This window comes from Nocardia higoensis (genome assembly GCF_015477835.1).
Classification (GTDB): Bacteria; Actinomycetota; Actinomycetes; order Mycobacteriales; family Mycobacteriaceae; genus Nocardia; species Nocardia higoensis_A.
Map to the genome: position 1 here is coordinate 1,582,797 of NZ_JADLQN010000001.1, position 25,719 is coordinate 1,608,515.

At 69.3% G+C, this 25,719-nt stretch carries 21 protein-coding genes; 9 read left to right on the forward strand and 12 right to left on the reverse strand.

Annotation, left to right across the window (positions count from 1 at the left end; all coding sequences use genetic code 11):
- The 4 genes from zwf to IU449_RS07130 are packed head-to-tail and all read left to right on the forward strand — an operon-like array spanning position 1 to position 5,704.
- A complete protein-coding gene (gene zwf, locus IU449_RS07115; RefSeq protein WP_195001096.1) occupies positions 1–1,569 on the forward strand; it encodes a glucose-6-phosphate dehydrogenase in 1,569 nt (522 codons plus the stop codon).
- A complete protein-coding gene (gene opcA, locus IU449_RS07120) occupies positions 1,566–2,474 on the forward strand; it encodes a glucose-6-phosphate dehydrogenase assembly protein OpcA (protein WP_195001097.1) in 909 nt (302 codons plus the stop codon). Before zwf ends, opcA begins: the two co-directional genes overlap by 4 nt.
- Complete coding sequence (pgl, locus tag IU449_RS07125; RefSeq protein WP_195001098.1) at positions 2,467–3,255, forward strand: 6-phosphogluconolactonase; 789 nt, start codon at positions 2,467–2,469, stop codon at positions 3,253–3,255. The genes opcA and pgl overlap by 8 nt, the downstream gene beginning before the upstream one ends.
- A 52-nt stretch (positions 3,256–3,307) precedes the next feature.
- Positions 3,308–5,704: a thiamine pyrophosphate-dependent enzyme gene (locus IU449_RS07130; RefSeq protein ID WP_195001099.1), complete on the forward strand. Its 2,397-nt coding sequence runs from the start codon at positions 3,308–3,310 to the stop codon at positions 5,702–5,704.
- A gap of 160 nt (positions 5,705–5,864) precedes the next feature.
- Here IU449_RS07130 and IU449_RS07135 read toward each other — a convergent pair whose 3' ends face one another.
- Positions 5,865–6,992, reverse strand: coding sequence for a helix-turn-helix transcriptional regulator (locus tag IU449_RS07135; protein ID WP_195001100.1), 1,128 nt, complete (start codon positions 6,990–6,992; stop codon positions 5,865–5,867).
- 529 nt (positions 6,993–7,521) lie between these two features.
- Here IU449_RS07135 and IU449_RS28900 point away from each other — a divergent pair.
- Together IU449_RS28900 and IU449_RS07150 are read left to right on the forward strand one after the other, a co-directional pair.
- Positions 7,522–9,267: a glycoside hydrolase domain-containing protein gene (locus IU449_RS28900; protein ID WP_228803768.1), complete on the forward strand. Its 1,746-nt coding sequence runs from the start codon at positions 7,522–7,524 to the stop codon at positions 9,265–9,267.
- A gap of 55 nt (positions 9,268–9,322) precedes the next feature.
- A complete protein-coding gene (locus IU449_RS07150) occupies positions 9,323–9,979 on the forward strand; it encodes a class I SAM-dependent methyltransferase (protein WP_195001101.1) in 657 nt (218 codons plus the stop codon).
- 370 nt (positions 9,980–10,349) lie between these two features.
- Here the strand turns inward: IU449_RS07150 and IU449_RS07155 are convergent, their stop codons facing one another.
- The gene (locus IU449_RS07155; protein WP_195001102.1) at positions 10,350–11,981 is read right to left on the reverse strand and encodes an MFS transporter; all 1,632 of its coding nucleotides are present in this window, start codon (positions 11,979–11,981) and stop codon (positions 10,350–10,352) included.
- A 105-nt stretch (positions 11,982–12,086) separates the two neighbouring features.
- On the opposite strand from IU449_RS07155, the gene IU449_RS07160 reads away from it, so the two are divergent.
- Positions 12,087–12,716 carry a TetR/AcrR family transcriptional regulator gene (locus IU449_RS07160; RefSeq protein WP_195001103.1) on the forward strand — a complete coding sequence of 210 codons (630 nt, stop codon included), beginning with the start codon at positions 12,087–12,089 and terminating at the stop codon, positions 12,714–12,716.
- Positions 12,717–12,819: 103 nt separating this feature from the next.
- On the opposite strand, the gene IU449_RS07165 is transcribed toward IU449_RS07160, so the two are convergent.
- A complete protein-coding gene (locus tag IU449_RS07165; RefSeq protein ID WP_195001104.1) occupies positions 12,820–13,767 on the reverse strand; it encodes an alpha/beta fold hydrolase in 948 nt (315 codons plus the stop codon).
- A gap of 63 nt (positions 13,768–13,830) precedes the next feature.
- Between IU449_RS07165 and IU449_RS07170 the strand changes: the two genes are divergently transcribed.
- Both IU449_RS07170 and IU449_RS07175 read left to right on the forward strand, forming a co-directional pair.
- Positions 13,831–14,679 (forward strand): SDR family NAD(P)-dependent oxidoreductase, encoded by an 849-nt coding sequence (locus IU449_RS07170; protein WP_195001105.1) that lies wholly within the window; start codon positions 13,831–13,833, stop codon positions 14,677–14,679.
- 47 nt (positions 14,680–14,726) lie between these two features.
- Positions 14,727–15,239 carry a GNAT family N-acetyltransferase gene (locus IU449_RS07175; RefSeq protein WP_195001106.1) on the forward strand — a complete coding sequence of 171 codons (513 nt, stop codon included), beginning with the start codon at positions 14,727–14,729 and terminating at the stop codon, positions 15,237–15,239.
- Positions 15,240–15,270: 31 nt separating this feature from the next.
- Here the strand turns inward: IU449_RS07175 and secG are convergent, their stop codons facing one another.
- The 9 genes from secG to uvrC all read right to left on the reverse strand — a co-directional run bounded on the left by secG (position 15,271) and on the right by uvrC (position 25,707).
- Entirely contained in the window at positions 15,271–15,504 is a 234-nt protein-coding gene (secG, locus tag IU449_RS07180) for a preprotein translocase subunit SecG (RefSeq protein WP_195001107.1), read from the reverse strand.
- A gap of 69 nt (positions 15,505–15,573) precedes the next feature.
- Positions 15,574–17,211: an MFS transporter gene (locus tag IU449_RS07185; protein WP_195001108.1), complete on the reverse strand. Its 1,638-nt coding sequence runs from the start codon at positions 17,209–17,211 to the stop codon at positions 15,574–15,576.
- 166 nt (positions 17,212–17,377) lie between these two features.
- Positions 17,378–18,163: a triose-phosphate isomerase gene (gene tpiA / locus IU449_RS28905; protein ID WP_228803770.1), complete on the reverse strand. Its 786-nt coding sequence runs from the start codon at positions 18,161–18,163 to the stop codon at positions 17,378–17,380.
- Positions 18,164–19,396, reverse strand: coding sequence for a phosphoglycerate kinase (locus IU449_RS28910; RefSeq protein WP_228803772.1), 1,233 nt, complete (start codon positions 19,394–19,396; stop codon positions 18,164–18,166).
- A 4-nt stretch (positions 19,397–19,400) separates the two neighbouring features.
- Positions 19,401–20,420, reverse strand: coding sequence for a type I glyceraldehyde-3-phosphate dehydrogenase (gene gap / locus IU449_RS07195; RefSeq protein WP_195001109.1), 1,020 nt, complete (start codon positions 20,418–20,420; stop codon positions 19,401–19,403).
- 112 nt (positions 20,421–20,532) lie between these two features.
- Positions 20,533–21,516, reverse strand: a complete 984-nt coding sequence (gene whiA / locus IU449_RS07200) for a DNA-binding protein WhiA (protein ID WP_195001110.1) — start codon at positions 21,514–21,516, stop codon at positions 20,533–20,535.
- Positions 21,507–22,553, reverse strand: coding sequence for a gluconeogenesis factor YvcK family protein (locus IU449_RS07205; protein ID WP_195001111.1), 1,047 nt, complete (start codon positions 22,551–22,553; stop codon positions 21,507–21,509). Before IU449_RS07205 ends, whiA begins: the two co-directional genes overlap by 10 nt.
- The gene (gene rapZ, locus IU449_RS07210; protein ID WP_228803774.1) at positions 22,550–23,500 is read right to left on the reverse strand and encodes an RNase adapter RapZ; all 951 of its coding nucleotides are present in this window, start codon (positions 23,498–23,500) and stop codon (positions 22,550–22,552) included. Before rapZ ends, IU449_RS07205 begins: the two co-directional genes overlap by 4 nt.
- A 137-nt stretch (positions 23,501–23,637) precedes the next feature.
- Positions 23,638–25,707: an excinuclease ABC subunit UvrC gene (uvrC, locus tag IU449_RS07215; protein ID WP_195001112.1), complete on the reverse strand. Its 2,070-nt coding sequence runs from the start codon at positions 25,705–25,707 to the stop codon at positions 23,638–23,640.
- Positions 25,708–25,719 lie beyond the last annotated feature (12 nt).

Below are 25,719 nucleotides of genomic sequence, written 5' to 3' on the forward strand. Positions count from 1 at the left end.
GTGGCGGGGTCGGCTTCCGCGCGGGCCAAGGCCTGGCGCAATCCGCTGCGTGACGAACGAGACAAGCGGGTGCCGCGGATCGCGGGCCCGTGCGGACTGGTGATCTTCGGCGTCACGGGTGATCTCTCGCGCCGGAAACTGATGCCCGCCATCTACGACCTGGCGAACCGGGGGCTGCTTCCCCCCGGTTTCGCCCTGGTCGGTTTCGCGCGGCGCGATTACGCGGACGAGGATTTCGCGCAGGTGGTGCTCGAGGCCGTGAAGGCGAACGCCCGCACCCCCTTCCGGCAGGAGGTCTGGGACCACCTCTCGGAGGGGATCCGGTTCGTGCAGGGCTCGTTCGACGACGACGCCGCCTTCGCCAACCTCGCCCAGACGCTCGCGCAACTGGACAAAGAGCGCGGCACCGGCGGCAATCACGCCTTCTACCTCTCGATTCCGCCGGATATGTTCCCGCTGGTGCTCGATCAGCTCTCCGAGCACAAGCTGGCGGGGCCGATCGGCCGCGACGCCACCGGACGCGAGCCCTGGCGCCGGGTGGTGATCGAGAAGCCCTTCGGCCACGACCTCGACACCGCGGTCGAGCTCAACACGCTGGTCAACCGGGTCTTCCCAGAGGAGACCGTGTTCCGGATCGACCACTATCTCGGCAAGGAGACGGTGCAGAACATCTTGGCGCTGCGCTTCGCCAACCAGTTGTTCGACCCGATCTGGAACGCCAACTACGTCGATCACGTGCAGATCACCATGGCCGAGGACATCGGCCTGGGTGGGCGCGCGGGCTACTACGACGGCATCGGCGCGGCGCGCGATGTCATCCAGAACCATCTGCTGCAACTGCTGGCGTTGACGGCGATGGAAGAGCCGATCAGCTTCGAGCCCAAGCAGTTGCAGGCCGAGAAGATCAAGGTGCTCAGCGCCACCAAGCTGGTCGAACCGCTCGACGAGACCACCGCGCGCGGTCAGTACGCGGCGGGCTGGCAGGGCGGCGAGCAGGTGGTCGGCCTGCTCGACGAGGAGGGTTTCGACCCGAACTCGACCACCGAGACCTATGCAGCGATCACCCTCGAGGTCGACACCAGGCGCTGGGCGGGCGTGCCGTTCTACCTGCGCACCGGTAAACGCCTCGGCCGCCGGGTCACCGAGATCGCGGTGGTCTTCAAACGCGCCCCGCACCTACCCTTCGACCAGACCATGACCGAGGAACTCGGGCAGAACGCGCTGGTCATCCGGGTGCAACCGGACGAGGGCATCACCATGCGATTCGGCTCCAAGGTGCCGGGCTCGAGCATGGAGGTGCGCGACGTCAACATGGATTTCAGTTACGGCGAGGCGTTCACCGAGTCCTCCCCCGAGGCGTACGAACGCCTGATCCTCGACGTGCTGCTCGGGGTGCCGTCACTGTTCCCGGTGAACGCGGAGGTCGAATTGTCCTGGCGCATCCTGGATCCGGTGCTCGAGCACTGGGCCGCCGACGGCGCGCCCGAGCCGTACGAGGCGGGCACCTGGGGTCCGGCCTCCGCCGACGAGATGCTCGCCCGCACCGGGCGGGAATGGCGGCGTCCGTGATCATCGACATGCCCGACACCACGACCGGTGCGGTCACCAAGCGGCTGGTGCAGTTACGGGAGAGCAACGGCGTCATCACCATGGGCCGGGTGCTCACCCTCGTGGTGTGCACGCTGGACAGTTCCGAGGCCGAGGACGCCATCGACGCCGCCAACGACGCCAGCCGCGAACATCCCTGTCGCGTGGTCGTTCTCGCGCGCGGCGACCGCGACGCGGCGACCAAGCTGGACGCCCAGATCCGGGTCGGTGGCGACGCGGGCGCGGCCGAGGTGATCGTGCTGCGGCTGACCGGCCAACTGGTCAACCACGAGAGCAGCGTGGTGGTGCCGTTCCTGCTGCCCGACACGCCGGTGGTGGCGTGGTGGCCGCGCGGCGCACCGGAGTTCCCGTCCCGCGACTCGGTGGGCAGGCTGGCCATCCGCCGCATCACCGACGCCACCTACGCCGCCGATCCGCAGACCACCATCCGCGGCAGGTACGCCTCGTACGCGCCCGGCGACACCGATCTGGCCTGGAGCCGGATCACGTATTGGCGGGCGCTGCTGGCCGCGTCGCTGGACGAACCGCCCTACGAGCCGGTCGAATCGGTGACCATCTCCGGTCTGCGCGAGGAGCCCGCGCTCGACATGCTGGCCGGTTGGCTGGCCTCGCGCCTGGACTGCCCCGTCCGGCGGCGGACCGGACCGCTCGAGGTCCGATTGGACCGCCCCAGCGTCTCGATCGGTATCACCCGCCCGCAGACCGGGCGTACCGCCACCCTGACCCGCTCGGGCGACCCCGATCAGCGGATCGCGCTGGCGCGCAGGGAAACTCGTGACTGCCTCGCCGAGGATCTACGCCGCCTCGACGCGGACGAGATCTATCGAGAGGCACTCGCCGGAATGGAGAAGGTGATCTATGAGTGAGACACCCGCCGGCCGTTACGCCGACCAGAAGCGTCGCGTCGCGGCAGGTTTCCCCGCGGACACCGTGCAGGTGTACCCCGGCACCGACGAGTTGGTGCGCGCCGCCGCCCGGCGCTTCGTGGAGGTGGTGGTCGCCGCTCAGGCCGCGCGTGGGTCCGCCTCGGTGGTGCTGACCGGCGGTGGTACCGGCATCGGCCTGCTCGAGCACGTGCGCGGGGAGCCCGGCGAGATCGACTGGTCCACGCTGGATATCTTCTGGGGCGACGAGCGTTTCGTGCCCGCGGGCGATCCGGAGCGCAACGAACTGCAAGCCCGCGAGGCCCTGCTCGATCACGTGCCCGTCGACCCGCACCGTGTGCACGTGGTGGCGACCAGCGACGGCGAGTATCCCGATCCGGTGGAGGCCGCCGCGGAATACTCGGCGGCGGTGCACGCTCACCTCGAGGAGCACGGCGGCTTCGATCTGCACCTGCTCGGCATGGGCGGCGAGGGGCACGTGAACTCGCTGTTCCCCGACACCGACGCGGTGCGCGAAGAGCGCGAACTCGTGGTCGCGGTGACCGATTCCCCCAAGCCACCGTCGGTGCGGGTGACATTGACGCTGCCCGCGATTCGCAAGGCTCGCCATGTGGTGCTGGTGGTGGGCGGCGCGGCCAAGGCCGAGGCGGTCGCGGCGGCGCTGAAAGGCGCGGATCCGGTCGACATCCCGGCCGCGGGCGCACGCGGCGCGGAGTCCACCACCTGGTTGTTGGACAAGGCCGCCGCGACCGCGGTGCGCTGATCCGACGCGCCGCCGTCCGTTCGGGCGCCGGGCAGATGCGGAAGGGGAGTCGATGAGCGGCCCCGATCCCGCCGGGGCAGCGTTGAACGAGGCGTTCCGGTCCTCCGTCGCCGCGCTCACGCCCATCCGTGCGGCGCTCCCGCCGGGATACACCACGGCCGACCTGTGGGAACTGTTCGAGGCGCAGGTCGCCAGCAGGCACCTGGATCTCGCGGCCCGTCGGCTCGGGGCGGAACGCCGAGGCTTCTACAGCATCGGATCCTCGGGGCACGAGGGCAATGTGGCATTGGCCGCCGCCACCCGCCCCACCGATCCGGCGCTGCTGCACTACCGCTCCGGTGCGTTCTTCACGCACCGCGCCCGACGTGCCGGAGTCGCCGATCCCATCCGCGACGTGCTGCTCGGCGTGGTCGCCGCGGCCGCCGACCCGATCTCCGGCGGCAGGCACAAAGTGTTCGGCAGTGCCGCCGCCCACGTCATCCCGCAGACCTCGACCATCGCCTCACACCTGCCCCGCGCGGTCGGCCTGGCGTTCGCCCTCGACCGCGCGCACCGCGCCGGACTCGACATCGCCTGGCCCGCCGACGCCGTCGTGCTGTGCACTTTCGGTGACGCGTCCGCCAACCACTCCACCGCCGCGGGTGCGATCAATGCCGCCGTGCACACCGCCTACCAGGGTGCACCCATGCCGATCCTGTTCGTCTGCGAGGACAACGGCCTCGGCATCAGCGTCCCCACTCCCCCGGGCTGGATCCAGCACGCCTACGGCTCCCGCCCCGGCCTACGCTATCTCACCGCCGACGCCTGCGATCTCCGCGCCGCTCTGGCCGCCTGCGCGACCGCCGTCGACCACGTCCGCGTCCACCGCACTCCCGCCTTCCTGCACCTGCGCACCGTCCGCTTGCTCGGCCACGCGGGCTCGGACCTGGAATCGGCCTACCGCCGCCCCGCCGACATCGCCGCCGACCTCCGCCGCGACCCGGTCCTGGCCACCGCTCGCCTGCTCGCCGACACCGGCGCCGGGCATCCTCGCGCCCTGCTCAACCGCTACGACGCGATCGCCGCCCGCGTCACCCGCACGGCCGAATCCATATGTGCCGAAACAAAACTCGACTCCGCTTCGGCTGTGGTCGCCCCTCTGGCACCTGCCCGCCCCGATGCCGTTCGCGCCGATGTCCTGCGCGGGCGCACGACCGAGCCGGTCCGGCAGAGTCATTCGGGTCAGGGCGGTGACGGCCCCCCGGGCTCGGCCGATCCCCTGAGCCCGGACCGGCCGAGCACCAGCACCAGCACCAACCGACCGAGCATTAGCACTGGCACCGGCGCTGGCACCGATACAAACCCGCCGAGTGGCAACGCAAGCAGCCCCGGTCGCACCGCCGACTCCGACGGTTACGGCGGGCACGGCGACAACGCCGCGAGCGCGGCGACTCCCGAGGACACCCCGGTCACCCTCGCACAGGCGATCAATGCGACGCTCGCCTTCCTATTGGAGAAGGACCACGATGTGCTCGTCTTCGGTGAGGACGTGGGCCGCAAGGGCGGCGTGTACGGGGTGACCAAAGGGCTGCGGGCGCGGTTCGGTCCGCGCCGGGTCTTCGACACGATTCTCGACGAGCAGAGCGTCCTCGGCACGGCACTGGGCGCCGGCCTGGCGGGATTCGTACCGATCCCGGAGATCCAGTACCTCGCGTACCTGCACAATGCCGCCGATCAATTGCGCGGCGAGGCGGCGACTCTCGGCTTCTTCTCCGCGGGCCGCTACCGCAATCCGATGGTGGTGCGCATCGCGGGACTGGCCTACCAGAGGGGCTTCGGCGGTCACTTCCACAACGACAATTCGCTCGCCGCCCTGCGTGACATCCCCGGCGTGGTGCTCGCCGTACCCGCCCGCGCCGACGACGCCGCCGCCCTGCTGCGCACCTGCGTGTCGGCCGCCCGGGTGGACGGCCGGGTGTGTGTGCTGGTCGAGCCGATCGCGCTCTATCACACCCGCGATCTGTTTCCCGGCGACGGCGCGTGGGCCGTGCCCGCGAACGACCCCGAGCATGTCGAGATCGGCCGCGCCCGCTGTCACGGCGATGGGCAGGACCTGACCATCGTCACCTTCGGCAACGGCGTGCCCATGAGCCTGCGTGCCGCGGCGAGGCTGGCACGCGGCGCAATCCACGCCCGGGTCCTGGACCTGCGCTGGCTGGCCCCATTGCCGGTCGAGGACCTACTGCACCACGCCGCGGCTACCGGGCGGGTACTCGTCGCCGACGAGACGCGCCGCAGTGGCGGTGTCTCCGAATCGATCTGCGCCGCCTTGATCGATGCCGGTTATCGGGGCGCACTCACTCGGGTCACCTCCGAGGACAGCTTCGTCCCACTCGGACCGGCCGCGGCTACGGTGCTGCTCGACGAGGCCACGATCGAATCGGCCGCACGGTCGCTGGTAGACGCTTGACGGCGAGCCCGCGTAGCGGATGCGGGGTGCCGGGACGTATCCGCAGATGTCGAGTTCCGACGGATCCCGACGCGCGGGCTCACCCCCGGATGCGGCCCCCACATCCGATGTGGACAACGGCCCGGGTCCGCCTATGTGCGGAAGGTATTCGGCGTCCGCTCTATTCGATCGGGCCGTCGAACTCACCGGTCCCCAGGAGCACCGTGGTGAGCAATCGCACCAGTTCCGCCTGGCGATGCGTGCCGCATTTGTCGAACACGTGCTGCAGATGAGTCCGGACGGTGTTCACCGACACCGCCAAATCCTCGGCGATCGCCCGCAACCCCGTGCCGCGCATGGCCCCTGCGGCGACCCGCGCCTCCGCGCCGGTCAGACCGTAGAGTTGGCGCAGTGCCTGACCGCCGCCGCGGACCTCCCGCTCCGGGTCGACGATGACGACGAGGGCCGCGCGCTCGCCGTCGCGTACGCACGCAGTTTCCAGCGGCAGTACCGACAGTGCGTAGGGAGACCCGCCGCCGCGCCGAGGTACCAGGCGGCGCCCGCCGACTCCGGGTCCGGCCGGACGCGTCGCGGCGGTGATCAGCGCGCGCAGTGCCGCGGCGGCGGCACTGTCGGTCGATTCCAGGTGGCCGCGGCGGCCGACCGCGAGACCGTCACGTGCCTCGAAGATGTTCGCCGCCGCGGGATTCGCGTATTCGATCGTCCCGCCGCCGGTCACGATGACCACCCCGTGCCGGTAGCGATCCAGCACGGCTGCGACGGCGCCGTGCGCCGCATTCGCCTGGGCCAGACCGGCTTGCACGGTGAGTGCGTGCCGCAGGTGCGGAAGCAACAGCCGCATCGTCGCCGCGGCCTGTGCGCGATCGAGATCGCGATGGCGGTGTGGGTAGGCGCCGAGCCACACGGTCCGGTCGCCGTCGTGGAGAACGGTGAGGATGCCGTTGCCCAGCCGGTGCGGCACCATCCAGTCGCGGAAGAACCGGTGTCCGCGTAGATAGTCGGGCTCCAGCAGTTCCTCGTAGGTGGTGATCAGGCCGGCCGGTGCGCGGGCGAGGGCGGTCGCGATCGGGTCGATGCGCCAGTAACGGGCGTTGTAGCTGCGACGCAGATCGTCGGCTCCGTCCGAACATGCCGTCATCGTGCGACCGTTCGGCGCGGTGACGATCAATCCGCCCCGATCGGCACCCAGCGCCGCGACGACATCGTCCACGGCCGCCGACCACTCGGCCGGATACAGCGCGGCGCGCTCGATTCGCGCCACGATCTCGGAGAATCTCTCGACCGTCATCACCATGTGAACGACCTTCGACTTCCCTCCGGCCCTGAAGGACCGAGATCCCTCCTGCGGCACAGTGAGCCGCTCCGATGGTTTCTGCTGCACAGGAACGCGCCACGGGGTGAGGACGGTACCGGTGTCGCAGCTGCACATCCGAAATTATAGCCGCTGTCTATGATTTCGACCCTCGGGCTGCCGCGCGGCGTCGGGTTCGGGGTGCACGACTACGTGGTTCTGTCACGGAGTACCGGCCGGCCGGCGGCAAGCGAGGAACCTGCAGACAGGACGCGTCGCATCCCGATAGTGCTCTCGCACAACCTGATTCGTCATTCCCGATCACCTCGGCGCGGAGCGCCCGTCTCATCGGTTCGGATGAGGACTTCGCGCACCGGATCCTGTTCTACTCGAGAAGCGATCCGCATCGCACAACCGCCGGCGGCGGTGCCCCACGGTGTTCACGGCGTGAACCACGAGGGCCTCGATCTGCTCGAGCCCCTGCCGCTGCCGGCCGGGGCAGCAGGTCCGACCGATGGAGGTACCCATGCCGACCGCAGTCGATTTCGCCGCACGTCCGATAGATCCGGCCGCCATCAGAGCCGCCGGGCACAGCGCCGTGCTGGTCTATGTGGCCCCGAGCAGGCCGGGCGCGAACTTCGGCGCCAAACCGGTGACCAGGGAATACACCGACCGACTGCGCGCTGTGGGGCTCGATGTCGTGTCCATCTGGCAGTTCGGCAAGCCGGGCGATGCCCGCTCACCCTCGGACTGGACCACCGGTTTCGACGGCGGCCGCCGGATGGGACTGCAGGCCGCGCAGATCCACCAGGCGGCGGGCGGGCCCGAGCACTGCCCCATCTTCTTCGCGGTGGACGAGGACATCTCCCTGCAGCAGTGGAACACCGGAGCGGTCCACTTCTTCCGTGGCGTGAACGAGGCCATCGGACGCGATCGCACCGGCGTCTACGGCTCGTCTAGGGTGTGCGCGTGGGCCATCGAGGACGACGTGATCGGCCGGTCGACTTCGGCGGGCAAACGCTGGGCCTGGCAGACCCGCGCATGGTCGGACAATCGCCTCGACACCCCCGAAGCCGTGCTGTACCAGCGGGTCATCGACACCCCTGGCAATCCGGGTCCGCTCATCGACGGCAGCTCGGTCGACATCGACGACATCCTCGCCGCCGACTACGGGCAGTGGTCCATCGATCGCCGAGCGACCGTCGTGACGCCTCCGGCATTCACCGAACTCGATCGGATGGGCAACTCCCGCTCGCAGCGTTGGGGCGCCCGCATCACCAATTTCCTGCTGCACACCCAGGAAGGCAACGGCACAGCGGAATCGCTGGCCGGTTACCTGAACAACCCGGCCAACGGGGTCTCCTACCACTACACGCTGCGCCAGGCGATCCTGTGCGACGTGGTGGACACCGACTACGCCTCGTGGTCGGTGCTCGACGCCAACAGCCACACGATCAACCTCTGCTTCGCGGGCAGCCGCGCCGCCTGGTCGCGTGAGCAGTGGCTGGCCATCGAAGGCGATCTGCGGATCGCGGCATGGGTGGCGGTGCAGGACGCGAAGAAGTACGGCTTCGCCACCGATGTCATCGCCCCGCCCTACACCAGGCGTGACGGAATCTCCGACCACAAGTACGTCACCGAATGCCTCGGCATCGGCACCCACACCGACGTGGGCTTCCACTTCCCCTGGGACATCTTCGCCCGGCACGTCCGCGAGTTCGCCGACGGCACCGGTCCGGTTCCGCCGGGGGCCATCGACGCCAAGGCGGCGGTGACACCGTGGCTCGGCAGGCGGTTGGGACCGCCGGGTGAGCAGACGACCCCTGACGGGGTGGGCCGCTTCGTCCGGTACGAGCACGGTCATGTGTACTGGCACCCGTCCACCGGCGCGTACGCGATCCCCGAATCACTGTTCGGCAAGTACGCCGAGACCGGCTGGGAGGCAGGACCGCTGGGCTACCCGATCACCGATCACACCGTGCTCCACGACCGCAGCGGCGCCGCATGGGGCGAGGTGCAGGGCTTCGAGCGCGGAGCGCTCTACCACCGCACCGGAAGGCCGGTGTACCACCTGCGCGGCGCGATCAGGGAACGCTGGAACCGCAGCGGCTTCGAGAACGGGCCGCTCGGCTGGCCGACATCCGACGAGATCCCCTTCGACGAGAGCGCTTACCAGGAATTCGAGCACGGCCGGATCTACTGGGTCCCGAAACAGACGATCGCGCTGCGCCGGGTGGACGGCGGCGACGAGCCGCTGCCGGAAGCGCCCTGAGGCGCGGCCGATGTCGTATTGACCTGAACCGTGGTCGAGGGTCCAGGCTGGGCCCATGACACAGTCGCCGGAGAACTGGAACAGCGTCTACGACAACGACACCGCCCCGTGGGTGATCGGGGAACCGCAACCCGCGATCCTGGCACTGGAGCGGGCAGGATGGATCCGCGGCCGGGTGCTCGATCCCGGCGCGGGCGCGGGTGAGCACACCATCGCCCTGACAGCACTGGGCTACGACGTGCTCGGCATCGACCTCTCCCCCAGCGCGGTGGCCTACGCCCGGCGCAACGCCGCCGACAAGGGAGTCCCGACAGCACGGTTCGAGGTGGTCGACGTGCTCACTCTCGCCGACACGGGTGTCGACGAACTGGGTGTCTTCGACACCGTGGTCGACAGTGCGTTGTTCCATGTCTTCGGTACAGCGCCCGAGGCCAGGGCCGCCTATGTGCGTGGGCTGCACCGGGTGTGCGCGCCCGGCGGTCGGGTGCACATCCTGGCGCTCTCCGACACCGAGCCGGGGTTCGGCCCGCGCATCGGCGAGTCGATCCTGCGCGACTCCTTCGTCGACGGCTGGGAATTCGAGGACCTGAGCACCACCGTCTATCGGGGCAGGGTCACCGATCTCGTGGCGCGGGAGGCCGAGCGCTACCACCTGCCCACCGAGGGGCTGATCGACACCGCCGCGTGGCTGGCACGCATCCGCCGCCGTTGAGTTCCACCGACTCGACTCGACACGCCGACCACCACACGCGGGACCCGGTGCCGCCCCGAGAAGGCGCATGAAAGTAACGATTCAACAACGGAGAACTGGTTTCGTAACCTTTTCGTTACCTGATAGCGATACAGCATTTCCCATAGTCACAGGTCCAGAGCTTTCCGCCTGTACGGACAGATGCATGATTCGCACGCAAGTGCAGGAGCACAGGCTCCGGGATGCCTGCGCGGCGCGGCTATGGCAGCATCCTCGTCGAGGCCGGGGTCCGAGAAATCAGGCGGGCATCGGTCGGTTGGGCCGGCGGCGGCTCCGGGTTCGCCCGGAGCCGCCCCACCGACACCACGACCACCACGGATCAGCGCCCCTGTCAGGCGTGCGTCGCCTTCTTCGAGCCGTCGCTCCCGGTTCGCCGCCGCACCGCTGCCTCTTCGACGGCGCTCACCTCGTCCGACGGCGTACCCCCTCGAGCGGCTTCTTCGGGCCGGAGGACGGCCGGCGTGGCGCTGCGGCCCGGCGCCCAGAGACCGAGCAGGGCAGCGGCCACCAGTGTCACGACGCCGAGCGCGAGAGCGGCATTGCTCGCACCGTGCATGAAGGCGGACTGCGCGGCGTCGACGAGCGGATCGGCCTGCGGCCCGGCCTGCTCGGCCACCTGCACGGCGGCGGCCAGGGATCCACCGACCGGCTCGCGGGCCTGCTCGGGCAACTGCGGCAGGATCGGGGCGATCCGCTCGGTGTAGCCGGCGGCCAGCACGCTGCCGGCGATGGCGATGCCGACCGCCGCGCCCACTTCGCGGGCGGCGTCGTTGACCGCTGAGGCCACACCGTGTTTGGCGGCCGGGGTGTTGGCGATGATCGCCGCGGTGGCGGGCGGCGAACTCAACCCGAGCCCGCTGCTCATCACCAGCAACGGCCAGAGCAGATCGAGGTAGTCGCTCTCGGGTGTGAGCCGGGACAGACCCAACAGCGCGATGCCGATCATGCCGACGCCGGTCAGAGTCGGCAGGCGCAGCCCGTAGCGCTCGGCCAGATACGGCGCGGCCATCGCCAGCGCGATCATCGGCACGATCATGGGCGCCAGGGCCACCGCCGATTTCAGCGCGCTGTAGCCGAGGAACAACTGCATGAACTGCATGATCAGCAGGAACGTTCCGAACGCCGCCAGGAACTGCATACCCACGGCCACCGATCCGGCGCCGAAACCACGCACCGCGAACAGCCGCACGTCCAGCAACGGCCGCCGCACCCGCAGTTCTACGAACACGAACCCGACCCCGGCGAGCACGGCGCCCACCAGCGCGAACAGCGTGAGCGGGTCGGTCCAGCCCCGCACGGGCGCCTCGATCGCGCCGATCACCAGCAGGCCGACCGCGGCCGCCGAACACACCGTGCCGAGCGGATCCATGGCCGGACGGGAGTCATCGACGGAATCGACGACCGTGCACCCGGCCACCGCCAGCACGGCACCCGCCGCGGCCATGCCGACGAAGATCGAGAGCCAGGAGAAGAACTCCAACAGCAGGCCGGACCCGAGGAAGCCGATCACCGCGCTGACGCCGGCCACACCAGCCCAGGTCGCGATGGCGGCCGAGCGCCGGGACTCCGGGAAGTTGGCGGTGAGCAGCGACAAGGTCGAAGGCATGACCAGTGCCGCCCCGACGCCCGCGAACGCCCTGGCGACGATCAGCCAGGTGGGCGAGTTCAGCGCCAGCGGCAACGCCGAGGCCAGCGAGAACACCACCAGCCCCAGAACGAGCACCAGTCTGCGGCCGTAGCGGTCACCGAGCGCGCCGCAGGGCAGCACCAGGCAGGCCAGCATGAGGGTGTATCCGTCGATGATCCAGGTCAGCTGCTGCTGCGTCGCGCCGGTGTCCGCGGCGATCTCCGGCAGGGCGGTGTAGAGCGCGGCCATCGCCGCGATGACCAGCGCCACTCCCATACAGCCGACGGCCAGCAGCCACCACTGTCTCCCGGACAACCGAACCGCGGTGGTATCCATGTGGCCTCCCGAGAAACAGTACTATAAGTATCGTTACGCTACTATCAGTAGCATAATCGGGTCCTGTCGCGACAGACCTGGGGAACGGAAGGGCATACACCGACCATGACCACCGGCGCCGACGACTCCGGGGCTGATCCGCGCACCGCGCGCTCTCGCCGGCGATTGCTGGACGCGGCTGCCACCCTGCTCGAATCCGGTGGGCCGGAGGCGGTCACGATCGAGGCGGTCACCCGGCTGTCCAAGGTCGCCCGCACCACGCTGTACCGGCATTTCGCCAGCGCGAGGCAGTTGCGGGCCGCCACGCTGGAACGGCTGTTGCCGCCCGTCATCGAAACCGCGCCGCCCGGCGGGCTTCGTGATGGCTTGGTCACCTCACTCGTCCGGCAGGCCGCGATCATCGACGAAGCGCCGCTGCACATGAGCGGCTTGGCCTGGCTGGCCACCGCGGACCGGGACTCCGGCGCCGACGGCGCGACCGACTCGCTGCGCACGCGGCTGATCGAGCAGTATCGCGCACCCTTCGATCGCGTGCTCGAAACACCGGAAGCTCGAGCGAGATTGGGCGATTTCGATCGCACCCGAGCCCTGGCGCAACTCCTGGGCCCCATAGTCTTCGCCAAGCTCGTCGGCCTGGAGACCACCACCCCGGAGGACTGCGCCCGTCTCGTCGACGACTTCCTCATCGCCCGTGATGCCGAACGCGAGCGAGAGCGCCGATCCTCGGCCTCGTGAGGCATTCTCGACGCACGGTTGCCGGCGGAACCCATGGTCTACCGCAGGTCCCGCTCCGATACGGCAAGCGCGTCGACCGAAGGTAGTCAGCCCGAATCGATTCTCAGCCCAGCTCCGCCAGATGGGCGGCGATCAGGGCGTTCACCTCGTCTCCACGTTCGAGCGGAAGCAGGTGACCCGCACCGGGCAGCGCGGTGACCGTCCGCAGTTGCGGCACGAACGCGCGCATGACGCCGAGCGGGTCGCGTCCGCTGAATCCGGCCATGTCCGGATCGTTCTCGCCGTAGACGAAGTACGTCGGCACACGCACCACGGGGTCGAGTTCGGCGCCCAGTTCCCAGTTCCGGTCGAAGTTGCGGTACCAGTTCAACCCACCGGTGAAGCCGGTGCGCTCGAATTCTGCTGCCAGGGCGTCGAATTCGGGCACCGACAGCCACGGCCACGGTAGTGCGGGTGCTTGCGGGAGCACGTCGAGATATCCGCACCCGGGGGGATGACGCCAGGTGTCCAGGTAGCGGTAGTCGCCGCTGAGCGCGTAATACACCCGGGCGAGGAATTCGCGCGGGGCGGCACCGAGTTCGCGATCGGCGAGGCCGGGACGCTGAAAGTACTCCAGATGTAGGAAATGCCGTTGTGCCGCCTTGGCCCACAGTTGCGAGGGCGGACGCGGCGGACGCGGCGTGTACGGGTTGTTCAGCACGATCATGGCGCGCACCCGCTCCGGCGCGCGCTGAGCCAGTTCCCACAGCAGAGCGGCGCCGAAATCCAGACCGACGAAGACCGCCTGCTCGGCGTCGATGTCGTCGAGCAGCGCCAGCAGGTCGCCGATGACCGCGAGATTGGTGTAGGCCGCGGGATCGGTGGGCGCGTCGGTGCGGCCCGCGCCACGCAGATCGGGGGCCAGCACCCGGTAACCCGCGGCGGCGATCGCCTCGAGCTGCCGATGCCAGATCAACCCGGTGTGCGGAAAACCGTGGCAGAAGATCACCGGCGGGCCGGAGCCGCGCTCGGTGACGTGCATGCGGACGCCGCCGCCGGTCACAATACGCATCTTCGCGAACTCCCGATCGAAAGTTAGAACGCGTTCTACGATTCACGGTAATGTCCGACAGTCGTGAGCGGAATACCTGGGCTACTACGTGATCGCGTCGCGGTCGTCACCGGCGCGAGCCGCGGCATCGGCAAGGGCATCGCCCTGGAGCTGGGGGCGGCGGGCGCCACCGTCTACGTCACCGGACGTTCGGTCACGCCCGGCAGACTGCCGGGGACGGTACACGAGACAGCTGCCTGCATCACCGAACTCGGCGGCGTCGGTGTTCCGATGGTGTGCGACCACCGCGACGACGACGCGGTGGCCCGGCTGTTCGAGCGGATCACCGAGGAGCACGGCCGCCTCGACATCCTGGTGAACAACGTCTACAACTCCCCCGCCGCGAGCCGTTGGCTCGGCAAGCCGTTCTGGCAGGTGCCGCCCGACGCCTGGGACCAGACCTTCGATGTCGGCGTGCGTTCGCACTACACCGCGGCGGTGTTCGCCGCGCCGCTGCTGATCCACTCGGACGGACTGCTGGTCAACATCTCCTCCCCCGGCGCGAGCCGCTACATGCACAATGCCGTCTACGGGGTGGCCAAGGCCGCGCTGGACCGGCTCACCGCCGACCTCGCGCACGATCTCGCGGGCACCGGCGTCACCGTGGTCTCGCTGTGGCCCGGCATCGTGAACACCGAACTGCTGCAACTGGTTCCGGTGGACGAGCAGGGCAGACGGCTGGTGACCCTCCCGGGCGAGGGCACCTTCGATCTCGACAACGCCGAATCCCCGCACTTCGCCGGACGAGCGGTGCTCGCGCTGGCGCTCGACCCGGACCGTCGCGCGTACACCGGTACGGCCAGGCGGGTGCACGAGCTCGCCGACCACTACGGATTCACCGACATCGACGGTCGCGTACCCCGCAACGATTGATCATCGGCGCTGGACAGGGTGTCGCGGGGCCGGGATGATCGGCACCGATGACCACCGTCGGCCCGACCCTGCTCACCCCCCGGCTCCGGATGCGCCCGCTGCGCGCATCCGACGCCGAGCGCCTGCACGAACACTGGAACGAACCCGGTATCCGCCGCAACCTCTTCGACGACGAACCGGTGATCGCGGCGATGGTGGTAGCGCTCACCCAGCGCAGCGATCTCGATTTCGCGATGCGGGGCTACGGTTTCTGGACCCTCGTGTCCCGCGCGTCACGCGACGGCGAATTGCTCGGCGTCTGCGGATTGCGCTGGAGCACAGACGGCATCCGGATGGTCTCGAGTGTGGAAGAAGGCCATCGCGGCGAGGGTCTGGCGCTGGAAGCCTGCCGAGCCGTGCTCGACTACGCGTTCGGCACCCTCGGCCTGGACCGGGTCGTCGCGGCCGCGGACGAGAACGCCGCGTCCTCGATCCAGCTCTGCGAGCGACTGGGCATGGTCCGTACCGGAACGGTCGACCACCTCGTGCACTTCGAAGCCCGACCGACCCCACCCGGCTGACAGGCGCGGCGGCCGGGCTGTGCAGGCGCGGTCAGGAGAACTTGATCTCCAAGCCGATGCCGAGAATGGCGATGAGCCAGATGGTGCCGGTGAAGATGGTGACGCGGTCGAGATTCTTCTCCACGACGGTGGAACCCGACAGGCTGGACTGCACGCCGCCGCCGAAAAGGCTGGACAGACCCCCACCCTTGGCGCGATGCAGCAGCACCAGGAGCACCAGCAGCACACTGGTGATGATCAGGAGGATATCCAGGAACATCCGCATGCCGGTCAGTCTATGGGGTGAATGCCTCTCACCCGCAATCGGGCGCCGGGATATCGTGCGCCGGGCCGGTCAGCGTCGCTGCGGATCGAACGCGACCAGGTGGCTGACACGCGGTTCGCCCGCCTGGAACTCGCTGACCGCCTGCGTCCGCATCCGGTCCAGCGCGGTGAGCCGCACCTGATGCTGGTGCATGTGCTCGGCCCAGGAGCGCACCACGAAGGCTTCCACGAAACGATCGACCACCCCCACGTCACGGTAGAGTCGCCACTCCATCGCCCCGGTGCGTTGGGTCGATCGGCCGACGAACACCATCGCCGCGAAGAACTCCTCGGTCCGCTCGGCGGGCACGTCGTAGTACCGCAGCACCAGCACCGGGCCGTCGTCGGGATCGGGTTCGATCACGAGTTCGGGCTCCGGCCAGAAGGCCACCGGGCTCAGGTCGAGTTCTTCGACATCGTGCCGGATCGGCAGCCAGACACCGACCGCCGCGCTACAACCGAGGAGCACGGCGGCGCTCAGCAGCGCCGTCACCGGCGAGGTCAGCCCGGCCACCAGCCCCCACAGCAACGAGCCCATGGCCTGGCTGCCCATGAACACCAGCATGTACACCGACAATCCCCGCGCCCGTACCCACGCGGGAAGCAGCAACTGCATCGTCGCGTTCATCGTCGACAGCGCGAGCAGCCACGCCATGCCCGCGCCGATCAGCAGCACCAGCACCGCGACGACACCGGGCAGCAACGCGGCGCCCGCGGCGGCCAGGCCGAAGACCACCGAGGCGATGGTGATCCGCTGCGTCGGGGTGAGCTTCGCCCGGATGCGCGCCAGTGCCAGAGCCCCCGCGACCGCGCCGAGGCCGAGAGCGCCCAGCATGAGACCGTATCCGGAGGAGCCGAGCCCCAGCCGGTCGCGCGCGATCACCGGCAGCAGCGCCCAGACCGCGCTCGCCGGACCGACGAACAGCAGACAGCGCAAGAGCACCCGCCGGATGGCCGGCGCGGCGCGAATGAACCGGGTGCCCGCCTGCAGAGCGGCCAGTGGGCGTTCCGAAGGCAACCGACGGTCCTCGGGTGCGCGACGCCAGAACAGCAGCACGGCGACGATGCCGCCGAAGGACAGTGCGTTCAAGCCGAACACCAGCGCGGGCCCGGACACCGCCACCAGCACACCCGCGAGCGCGGGCCCCACCGCGCGGCCGATGTTGACACTCATACTGCCCAGGGCGGCGGCCGCGGGAATCTGGCCGCGCGGCACCAATTCCGGCTGGATCGCCTGCCAGGACGGCGCGGTGATCGCCTGACCGCAGCCGAGCAGGAACAACAGAATCAACAGCACACCCGGCGTGGTGTGCCCGGTGGCCGTGGCGATCGCCAGCACGGTGGCGAGCACGGCCATCGTGGACTGCGCGCCGAGCAGCAGCCCGCGCCGGTCCAGCAGATCGGCCAGCACGCCCGAGGGGATCGACAGCAGCATCACCGGCAAGGTGATCGCGGTCTGCACCAGCGAGACCAGCGTCGCGGCGTTCGGCTCGTCCACCAGCAGCCACTGGGCGCCCACCGTCTGCATCCAGGTGCCCAGGTTCGACACCAGCTGCGCTGTCCACAGCGCCCGGTAGATCGGGGAGCGCAGCGGCGCCCAGGTGGACAGCGGCTGTGTGGCGTCGGCGGTGCTCACCGGGTCGAGCTTATCGGCGTGGCATCGCCGCATGTCGGCACCGCGACAGCGTACCGATGATCACAGCGGGCGGGACGGCCGAAACAAGGTCTCATGACGATCGGCGCAGCACGAACGAACGCGAAACGACTCGGTCCGGTACCCCGCTCACACGGGATACCGGACCGATGTTCGTTGCGGGTCCGAGTCGCCGCGCCGATCAGGGCAGCGGACCGCCCGCGGCGATCGCCGACAGGGTGGCGAACTCGTCACCCTTGAGCGAGGCGCCGCCGACCAGCGCGCCGTCGACGTCGGTCTGGGCGACCAGTTCCCCGACGTTCTTGGCGTTCACCGAGCCGCCGTAGAGCACCCGCACCTGTGCGGCCACCTCCGGCGAGGCGAGTTCGGCCAGCTCGGCGCGGATCGCGCCGCAGACTTCCTGCGCGTCGGCCGCCGAGGCGACCTTGCCGGTGCCGATCGCCCACACGGGTTCGTAGGCGATGACGACCTTGGAGATCTGCTCGGCCGACAGCCCTTTCAGCGAACCGCGCAACTGCTCGAGGTTGTACTCGACGTGCGTGCCCGCCTCGCGGACTCCGAGCCCTTCGCCGATGCAGACGATCGGGGTGAGGCCGTGCTCGAGGGCCTTCTTGGCCTTGCCGAGCACCGTGGCGTCGTCCTCGTTGTGGTACTGACGACGCTCGGAGTGCCCGACGACCACGAAGGTGCAGCCCAGCTTGGCGAGCATGCTCGCGGCGACCTCACCGGTGTAGGCACCCGATTCGTGCACCGAGACATCCTGCGCACCGTAGGTGAGCAGGAGCTTGTCGCCCTCCACCAGCGTCTGCACGCTGCGCAGATCGACGAACGGCGGGATCACTGCCACGTCGACCTTCTCGAAGTACTTCTCCGGCAGTGCGAAAGCGATCTTCTGCACCAGAGCGATGGCCTCGAGGTGATTGAGGTTCATCTTCCAGTTGCCCGCGATGAGCGGCTTACGCGCCATCTAGCTGCCCTCCACGGCGGTGTTCTCCAGCACCTGGATGCCGGGCAGTTCCTTGCCCTCCAGGTATTCCAGCGACGCGCCGCCGCCGGTGGAGATATGCGAGAAACCCTCGTCGGGAAGCCCGAGCGCCCGCACGGCGGCGGCGGAGTCGCCACCACCGACGACGGTGAACGCGCCCTTGCCGGTGGCCGTCACGATCGCCTCGGCGACCCCGCGGGTACCCGCGGCGAACTTCTCGAACTCGAACACGCCCATCGGGCCGTTCCAGAACACCGTCTTCGCCTCGGTCAGCAGCGCGGCGAACCGCTTCACCGACTCCGGGCCGATGTCCAGGCCCAGCCAGCCGTCCGGGATCTCGTCGGCCGCGACGGTCTTCGTTTCCGCGTCGGCGGCGAACTTGTCGGCGACCACGACATCACGCGGCAGGTGGATGACATCGCCGTAGCGCTCGAGCAGTTCCTTACAGGTGTCGATCATCTCGTCCTGCAGCAGCGAACCACCCACCGAAAGCCCTTGGGCGGCAAGGAAGGTGAAACACATACCGCCGCCGATCACCAGGGTGTCGACCTTCGGGGCCAGCGCCTCGATGACGGCCAGCTTGTCGGAGACCTTCGACCCGCCGAGCACCACGGCATAGGGGCGCTCGGTGTTGTCGGTCAGCTTGGCGAGCACATCGACCTCGGCCGCGACCAGCGTGCCCGCGTAGTGCGGGAGCAGCTTGGCCACGTCGTAGACCGAGGCCTGCTTGCGGTGCACCACACCGAACCCGTCGGAGACGAACGCGCCGTCCTCGCCGACCAGTTCCACCAGGGCGGCGGCCAGCTTCGCCCGCTCGCCCTCGTCCTTGCTGGTCTCACGGGGATCGAAGCGCACGTTCTCCAGCAGCAGCACGTCGCCGTCGGTGAGGCCTTCCGAACGCGAGAGCGCGTCGTAGCCCACCACGTCACCGGCCAGCTGGACGTTGCGGCCCAGCAGCTCGGCCAGCTTCACCGCGACCGGAGCGAGCGAGAACTTCGGATCCGGCTCGCCCTTCGGACGACCCAGGTGCGCGGTGACGACGACCTTGGCACCCGCCTCGACCAGCGCCTTCAGCGTGGGAATCGAGGCGATGATGCGGCCGGGATCGGTGATCTGACCGCTGTCGTCGAGGGGGACGTTCAGGTCGGAGCGCACCAGGACGCCCCGACCTTCGACACCCTCGTTCAGCAGATCCTGGAGTGTCTGAACAGTCATGCGATCAGAGGGACTTCGCGACGAGACCGATGAGATCGGCCAGGCGGTTGGAGTAGCCCCACTCGTTGTCGTACCAGGACACGACCTTCACCTGATCGTCGATGACCTTGGTCAGCGGCGCGTCGTAGATCGAGGAGTGCGGATCGGTGACGATGTCGCTGGAGACGATCGGGTCGGTGTTGTACTTCAGGATGCCCTTCAGCGGACCCTCGGCGGCGGCCTTCATCGCGGCGTTGATCTCGTCCACGGTGGCGGACTTGGCCAGGTTCGCGGTCAGGTCGGTGACCGAGCCGGTCGGGACCGGGACACGCAGCGCGTAGCCGTCGAGCTTGCCCTGCAGTTCGGGCAGCACCAGGCCGATGGCCTTGGCGGCGCCCGTACCGGTGGGCACGATGTTCAGCGCGGCGGCGCGGGCGCGACGCAGGTCGCTGTGCGGGCCGTCCTGCAGGTTCTGATCCTGGGTGTAGGCGTGGATGGTGGTCATCAGGCCCTTGACGATGCCGAACTCGTCGTTGAGCACCTTGGCCAGCGGGCCGAGGCAGTTCGTGGTGCACGAGGCGTTGGAGATGATGTTCTGGCTGCCGTCGTACTTGTCGTCGTTGACGCCCATCACGATGGTGATGTCCTCGCCCTTGGCCGGGGCGGAGATGATGACCTTCTTCGCGCCCGCGGCCAGGTGGCCCTTGGCCTTGGTGGCGTCGGTGAAGATGCCGGTCGACTCGACGACGACGTCGACGCCCAGGTCGCCCCACGGCAGCGCGGCGGGGCCTTCCTTGATCGCCAGCGCCTTGATCCGCTGGTCGCCGACGACGATGGTGTCCTCGCCGTCGAGCGAGACATCCTTGGGCAGCCTGCCCAGGATCGAGTCGTACTTCAGCAGCGTGGCGAGACTCGCGTTGTCGGTGAGGTCGTTGACCGCGACGATCTCGATGTCGGTGGTGCCCAGCGCCTTCTGCGCCTCCACCGCCCGGAAGAAGTTGCGTCCGATACGGCCGAAGCCGTTGATGCCTACCCGGACAGTCACGTTATCGCTCCTCAGCTTTCAAGCGGATAAATTCCGATGCGCCACCCACCCTAATCGCAGCGCCGGACCTCTCCGACACGCGCCTTGGATTCGTGAGCCGGGCCGGATCCGCTCAGGCCTCGTCGAGCAGTTCCGCGGTCACCGCCGACTCGGTGTCGGGCACACCCAATTCCCTGGCGCGCCGATCAGCCATCGACAGCAGCCGCCGGATGCGCCCGGCCACCGCGTCCTTGGTCATCGGCGGATCGGCGAGCTGACCCAGTTCCTCGAGCGAGGACTGCCGGTGCTCCACGCGCAGCTTGCCCGCCGCGGCCAGATGATCGGGCACCTCGTCGCCGAGGATCTCCAGCGCCCGCTCCACCCTGGCCGCCGCCGCGACCGCGGCGCGCGCCGAGCGACGCAGGTTGGCGTCGTCGAAGTTGGCCAGCCGGTTCGCCGTAGCGCGCACCTCCCGACGCATCCGGCGTTCCTCCCAGGTCAGCCGGGTGTCCTGGGCACCCATCCTGGTCAGCAGGGCGCCGATGGCCTCGCCGTCGCGTACGACCACCCGATCGGTGCCGCGTACCTCGCGCGCCTTGGCGGTGATGCCGAGCCTGCGCGCCGCGCCGACCAGCGCCAGCGCCGCCTCGGGTCCGGGGCAGCTGACCTCCAGGGCCGAGGATCGGCCGGGTTCGGTGAGCGATCCGTGCGCGAGAAACGCTCCGCGCCAAGCCGCCTCGGCATCGGCGATGCTGCCGCCGACCACCTGGGCGGGCAGTCCGCGCACCGGACGGCCACGCACGTCGAGCAGGCCGGTCTGACGCGCCAGCGCCTCGCCCTCCTTGGACACCCGCACCACGTAGCGCGAGGTCTTGCGCAACCCGCCGACGCCGAGTACATGCACGTCGGACCCGTAGCCGTACAGCTCGAAGATCTCCCGGCGTAGCCGCCGGGCGATGGAACCCATGTCCACCTCGGCCTCGACGATCACTCGCCCGCCCACGATGTGCAGGCCGCCCGCGAAACGCAGCAGAGCCGACAGCTCCGCCTTGCGGGAACTCACCTGCGACACCGAGAGCCTGCTCAGCTCGTCCTTCACCTCGGCTGTCATCGCCACGAGACGCGCTCCTTTCCACCCAACCCGGACCGCACATCCGCGCCCATGTGCCGTCCCTCGACTCGAAGTCCCGCCGGCTGCGGCCGAGGTTGCCGGATCAGCTGATCCAGGGCGGCGGCGAGCTTGCCGGGATGATGCCGATCGGTCCCCGTTTCGGCGACATCGCAGAACGTTACCCGCGCGCGCAGTTGTTCGGCGGCTCTTGCGACATGTTCGCGTTCCCGGCCCGGCGGAACCGAGCCGGAGTCCACCAGAACCTCGTCGACGGTGAATTCCGGTGCGTGCTGTGACAATACGTGCAGATGCCGCTCGGCCGAGAAGCCCGCGGTCTCGCCGGGCTGGGCCGCCAGATTCAGCACCAGGATCTTGTGCGCCCTGGTGTAGACCAGCGCGTCGCGCAGACCGGGGACCAGCACGTGCGGTATCACGCTGGTGAACCACGACCCCGGCCCCAGCACCACCACGTCGGCGTGCTCGATCGCCGAGGTGGCCTCCGGGCCGGCGGGCGGATCCGACGGGATCAGCCGCACCCGGCGCACCTTGCCGGGCGTGGTGGCCACCGCGACCTGGCCGCGGATGCACCGGCTGACCCGCGGATCGGACTCCAGGCCCGCGACGTCGGCCTCGATGTCCAGCGCGATCGGCGACATGGGCAGCACCCGGCCGGTGGAATCCAGCATCGCGGCGACCTGGTCCAGCGCCGCCACCGGACTGCCGAGCACCTCGGTCAGGCCCGCCAGGATCAGATTGCCCACCGAGTGCCCCGCCAGCGCGCCCGAACCACCGAAGCGATGCTGCAGGGTGCGCGCCCAGACGCCGTCCGGGTCCCCGGCCAGCGCCGCCAGCGCCATGCGCAGATCACCCGGTGGCAGCATCCCCAGTTCGGTACGCAGCCGGCCCGAGGAACCCCCGTCGTCGGCCACGGTGACGATCGCGCAGATCCGGCGCGTCAGCCTGCGCACCGCGCTCAAGGTCGCGTAGAGGCCGTGACCGCCGCCGAGCGCGACGACTGCCGGGTTGGTCTCCCATTCCGTCATTCGCGCCCCAGATCCCGATGCACGATCCGCACCTGCTCGGCCGAATCCTCCGCTGTGCCCGCGCTGATCAACTCCCCCAGCGCCTCGGCGATCGCCACGCTGCGATGTCTGCCGCCCGTGCAGCCCACTGCCACGGTCATGTATCGCTTCCCCTCTTGGCGGTAGCCACTCGTCGTGAGGTCGACCAGGTGATGACAGGTGTGCAGGTAGTCCGTCGCGCCCGGGCGCGACAGCACGTACTCACTGACCACGGTCTCCTGTCCCGAGTGTTCCCGCAGTTCCGGTATCCAATGCGGATTGGGTAGAAAACGCACATCCAACACCATGTCGGCGTCGAGCGGAACCCCGTACTTGAAGCCGAAGGATTGCACGGTCAGTTGCAGCGCGGCGGGCGCACCGTTGCCGTAGGCCTCTTCCAGCTTGCGATGCAGTTGGTGGATCGACAGTTCGGTGGTGTCGATGACCAGATCGGCCGCGGCCTTCACTCCCGACAACCGCACCCGTTCGGCGGCGATGCCCGAGGACAACGTGCCGTCCGCGGTCTCGCTCTGCAGCGGATGCCGACGCCGGGCGAAGCCGAACCGCCTGATCAGCACGTCGTCGGACGCCTCGAGGAACAGCACCCTGGTGCGCAGGCCGAGGGCCCGCAGTTGTTCGGTGACCACCGAGAGCTCGCCGGTGAAGAACCGCGAACGCACATCCATGACCAGGGCCAAGCGGGTGATCGGCGGGTCGGCGGCGGCGCCGAGTTCGACCATCCGCCCGATCAGCTCGGGCGGCAGGTTGTCGGCGACGTACCAGCCCAGGTCCTCGAGGACCCGGGCGGCGGTGCCGCGTCCCGCGCCGGAGAGCCCGGTGACGATGACGACCTCGGCCTGCTGTTCGATCCTGCCCGCGGCGGGCCGGCCGGCCGGGCTCGCGGTGTTGTTCGATTCGACGCGTGTCATGTCCTACCGGGTTCGTGTCAGAGTGCCTCTTTCGATCATCGCGCACCGGCATGAGGATCGGGCGCCGACACTCAACGTACGCGACGGCGAACTCGAGCTCCCACTCAGTTCACCGCTTCTCCCACGCGGTCTGTCCGCTACGACTCCGCGTGCAGCGCGGCCAGCACGGCCTTCGCCGTGGCCACTCCGATGCCGGGCACCTCCGTGATCTGCTCGACGGTCGCCTCTTTGAGCTTGGCGACCGAACCGAAGTGGGTCACCAGCGCGGTGCGCCGCGCCGCGCCCAGGCCGCGCACCGAGTCCAGCGCCGAGGCCGTCATCCGGCGTGAGCGCTTGCTGCGGTGGAAGGTGATGGCGAAGCGGTGCGCCTCGTCGCGGATGCGCTGCAGGAGATACAGCGCCTCGCTGTTGCGCGGCAGGATGACCGGATCGGGTTCGCCGGGCACCCACACCTCTTCCAGTCGTTTGGCCAGGCCGATCACCGCGACATCGGTGATCCCCAGTTCGTCGAGCACCTCCGCGGCGGCCGCCACCTGTGGCGCGCCACCGTCGACGACATAGAGATTGGGCGGATAGGCGAACTTGCGCGGGCGGCCGGTGCGCGGATCGATCCCGGGGCGCGCGAGCTCCTGCTCGCCGTCGACCAGCGGCAGGCCGGGAGCGGTGCCGTCGAGTTCGTCGCGCTCGGCCTCGTCACGCTCTTTGCGCAGCCGGTAGAAGCGCCGGCGGGTGACCTCGGCGATGCTGCCCACGTCGTCGGAGCGGCCCTCGCCTGCGGCTTCCTTGATGGCGTAGTGGCGGTACTCCGAGGAACGCGCCAGCCCGTCCTCGAACACCACCAGCGAAGCGACCACGTCGGTGCCCTGCACATGGCTGATGTCGACGCACTCGATGCGCAGCGGCGCGGTGTCCAGGTCCAGTGCGTCCTGGATGTCCTGCAGCGCCGCCGAGCGCGCGGTGAGATCGCCCGCTCGCTTGAGCTTGTGCTGGGCCAGCGCTTCTTTCGCGTTGCGTTCGACCGTCTCGGCCAGCGCCTTCTTGTCCCCACGCTGGGGGACCCGCAGCCGCACCGCCGCACCGCGCAAGGTGCTCAGCCACTGCTGGACCTGCTCGTGATCGACAGGCAACGCCGGGACCAGCACCTCCCGCGGCACCACGGCGGCGGGTTGTTCGGCGGGGTTCTGATCGGCGTAGGCGACCTGCTCGCCGTAGAACTGAGTGAGGAACTGTTCGACGAGCGCACCGGTCTCGTCCACCCCGGACGCCACGCCCGCCGGCCCTGTGCGTTCATCCGCTTGCGCGCCTACGACGGGAAGGTCGACCGCGTCGCCGGATTTGTCCACCACCCAGCCGCGCTGGCCGCGCACCCGGCCGTCACGGACGTGGAAGATCTGGACCGCCACTTCCAATTCGTCGGTGGCGAAGGCGATCACGTCCGCGTCGGTGCCGTCGCCGAGCACCACCGCCTGCTTCTCCAGCGCCCGGCGCAGCGCCTGCACGTCGTCGCGCAACCGGGCGGCGTTCTCGAAGTCCAGCTCCTCGGCGGCGGTGTGCATGCGCCGTTCCAGCTCACGCACCATGCGATCGGTACGCCCGGCGAGGAAGTCGCAGAAATCCTCCACGATCGCGCGATGCTCGGCCGCGTCGACCCGGCCGACGCACGGCGCCGAGCACTTGTCGATGTAGCCGAGCAGGCACGGGCGCCCGATCTGGTGGTGGCGCTTGAAGACCCCGTTCGAACAGGTGCGTGCGGGGAAGACCCGCAGCAGCAGATCCAGGGTCTCGCGGATGGCCCAGGCGTGCGCGTAGGGGCCGAAGTAGCGCACGCCCTTCTTGCGCGCGCCGCGATACACGAACAGCCGGGGGTACTGCTCGTTCATGGTGACCGCGAGCACCGGGTAGGACTTGTCGTCGCGGTAGCGCACATTGAAGCGCGGATCGAATTCCTTGATCCAGTTGTATTCCAGCTGCAGCGCCTCCACCTCGGTGGAGACGACTGTCCATTCCACGCTCGCCGCCGTGGTCACCATCTGCCTGGTCCGCGGGTGCAGCGAGGCCACGTCGGCGAAGTAGGAGTTCAGTCGCGAGCGCAGGCTCTTGGCCTTGCCGACGTAGATCACCCGACGGTGGGAATCCCGGAATTTGTAGACGCCCGGTTCGACGGGGATGGTGCCCGGCGCTGGCCGGTACGTCGCTGGATCTGCCACATCGTCAGCCTA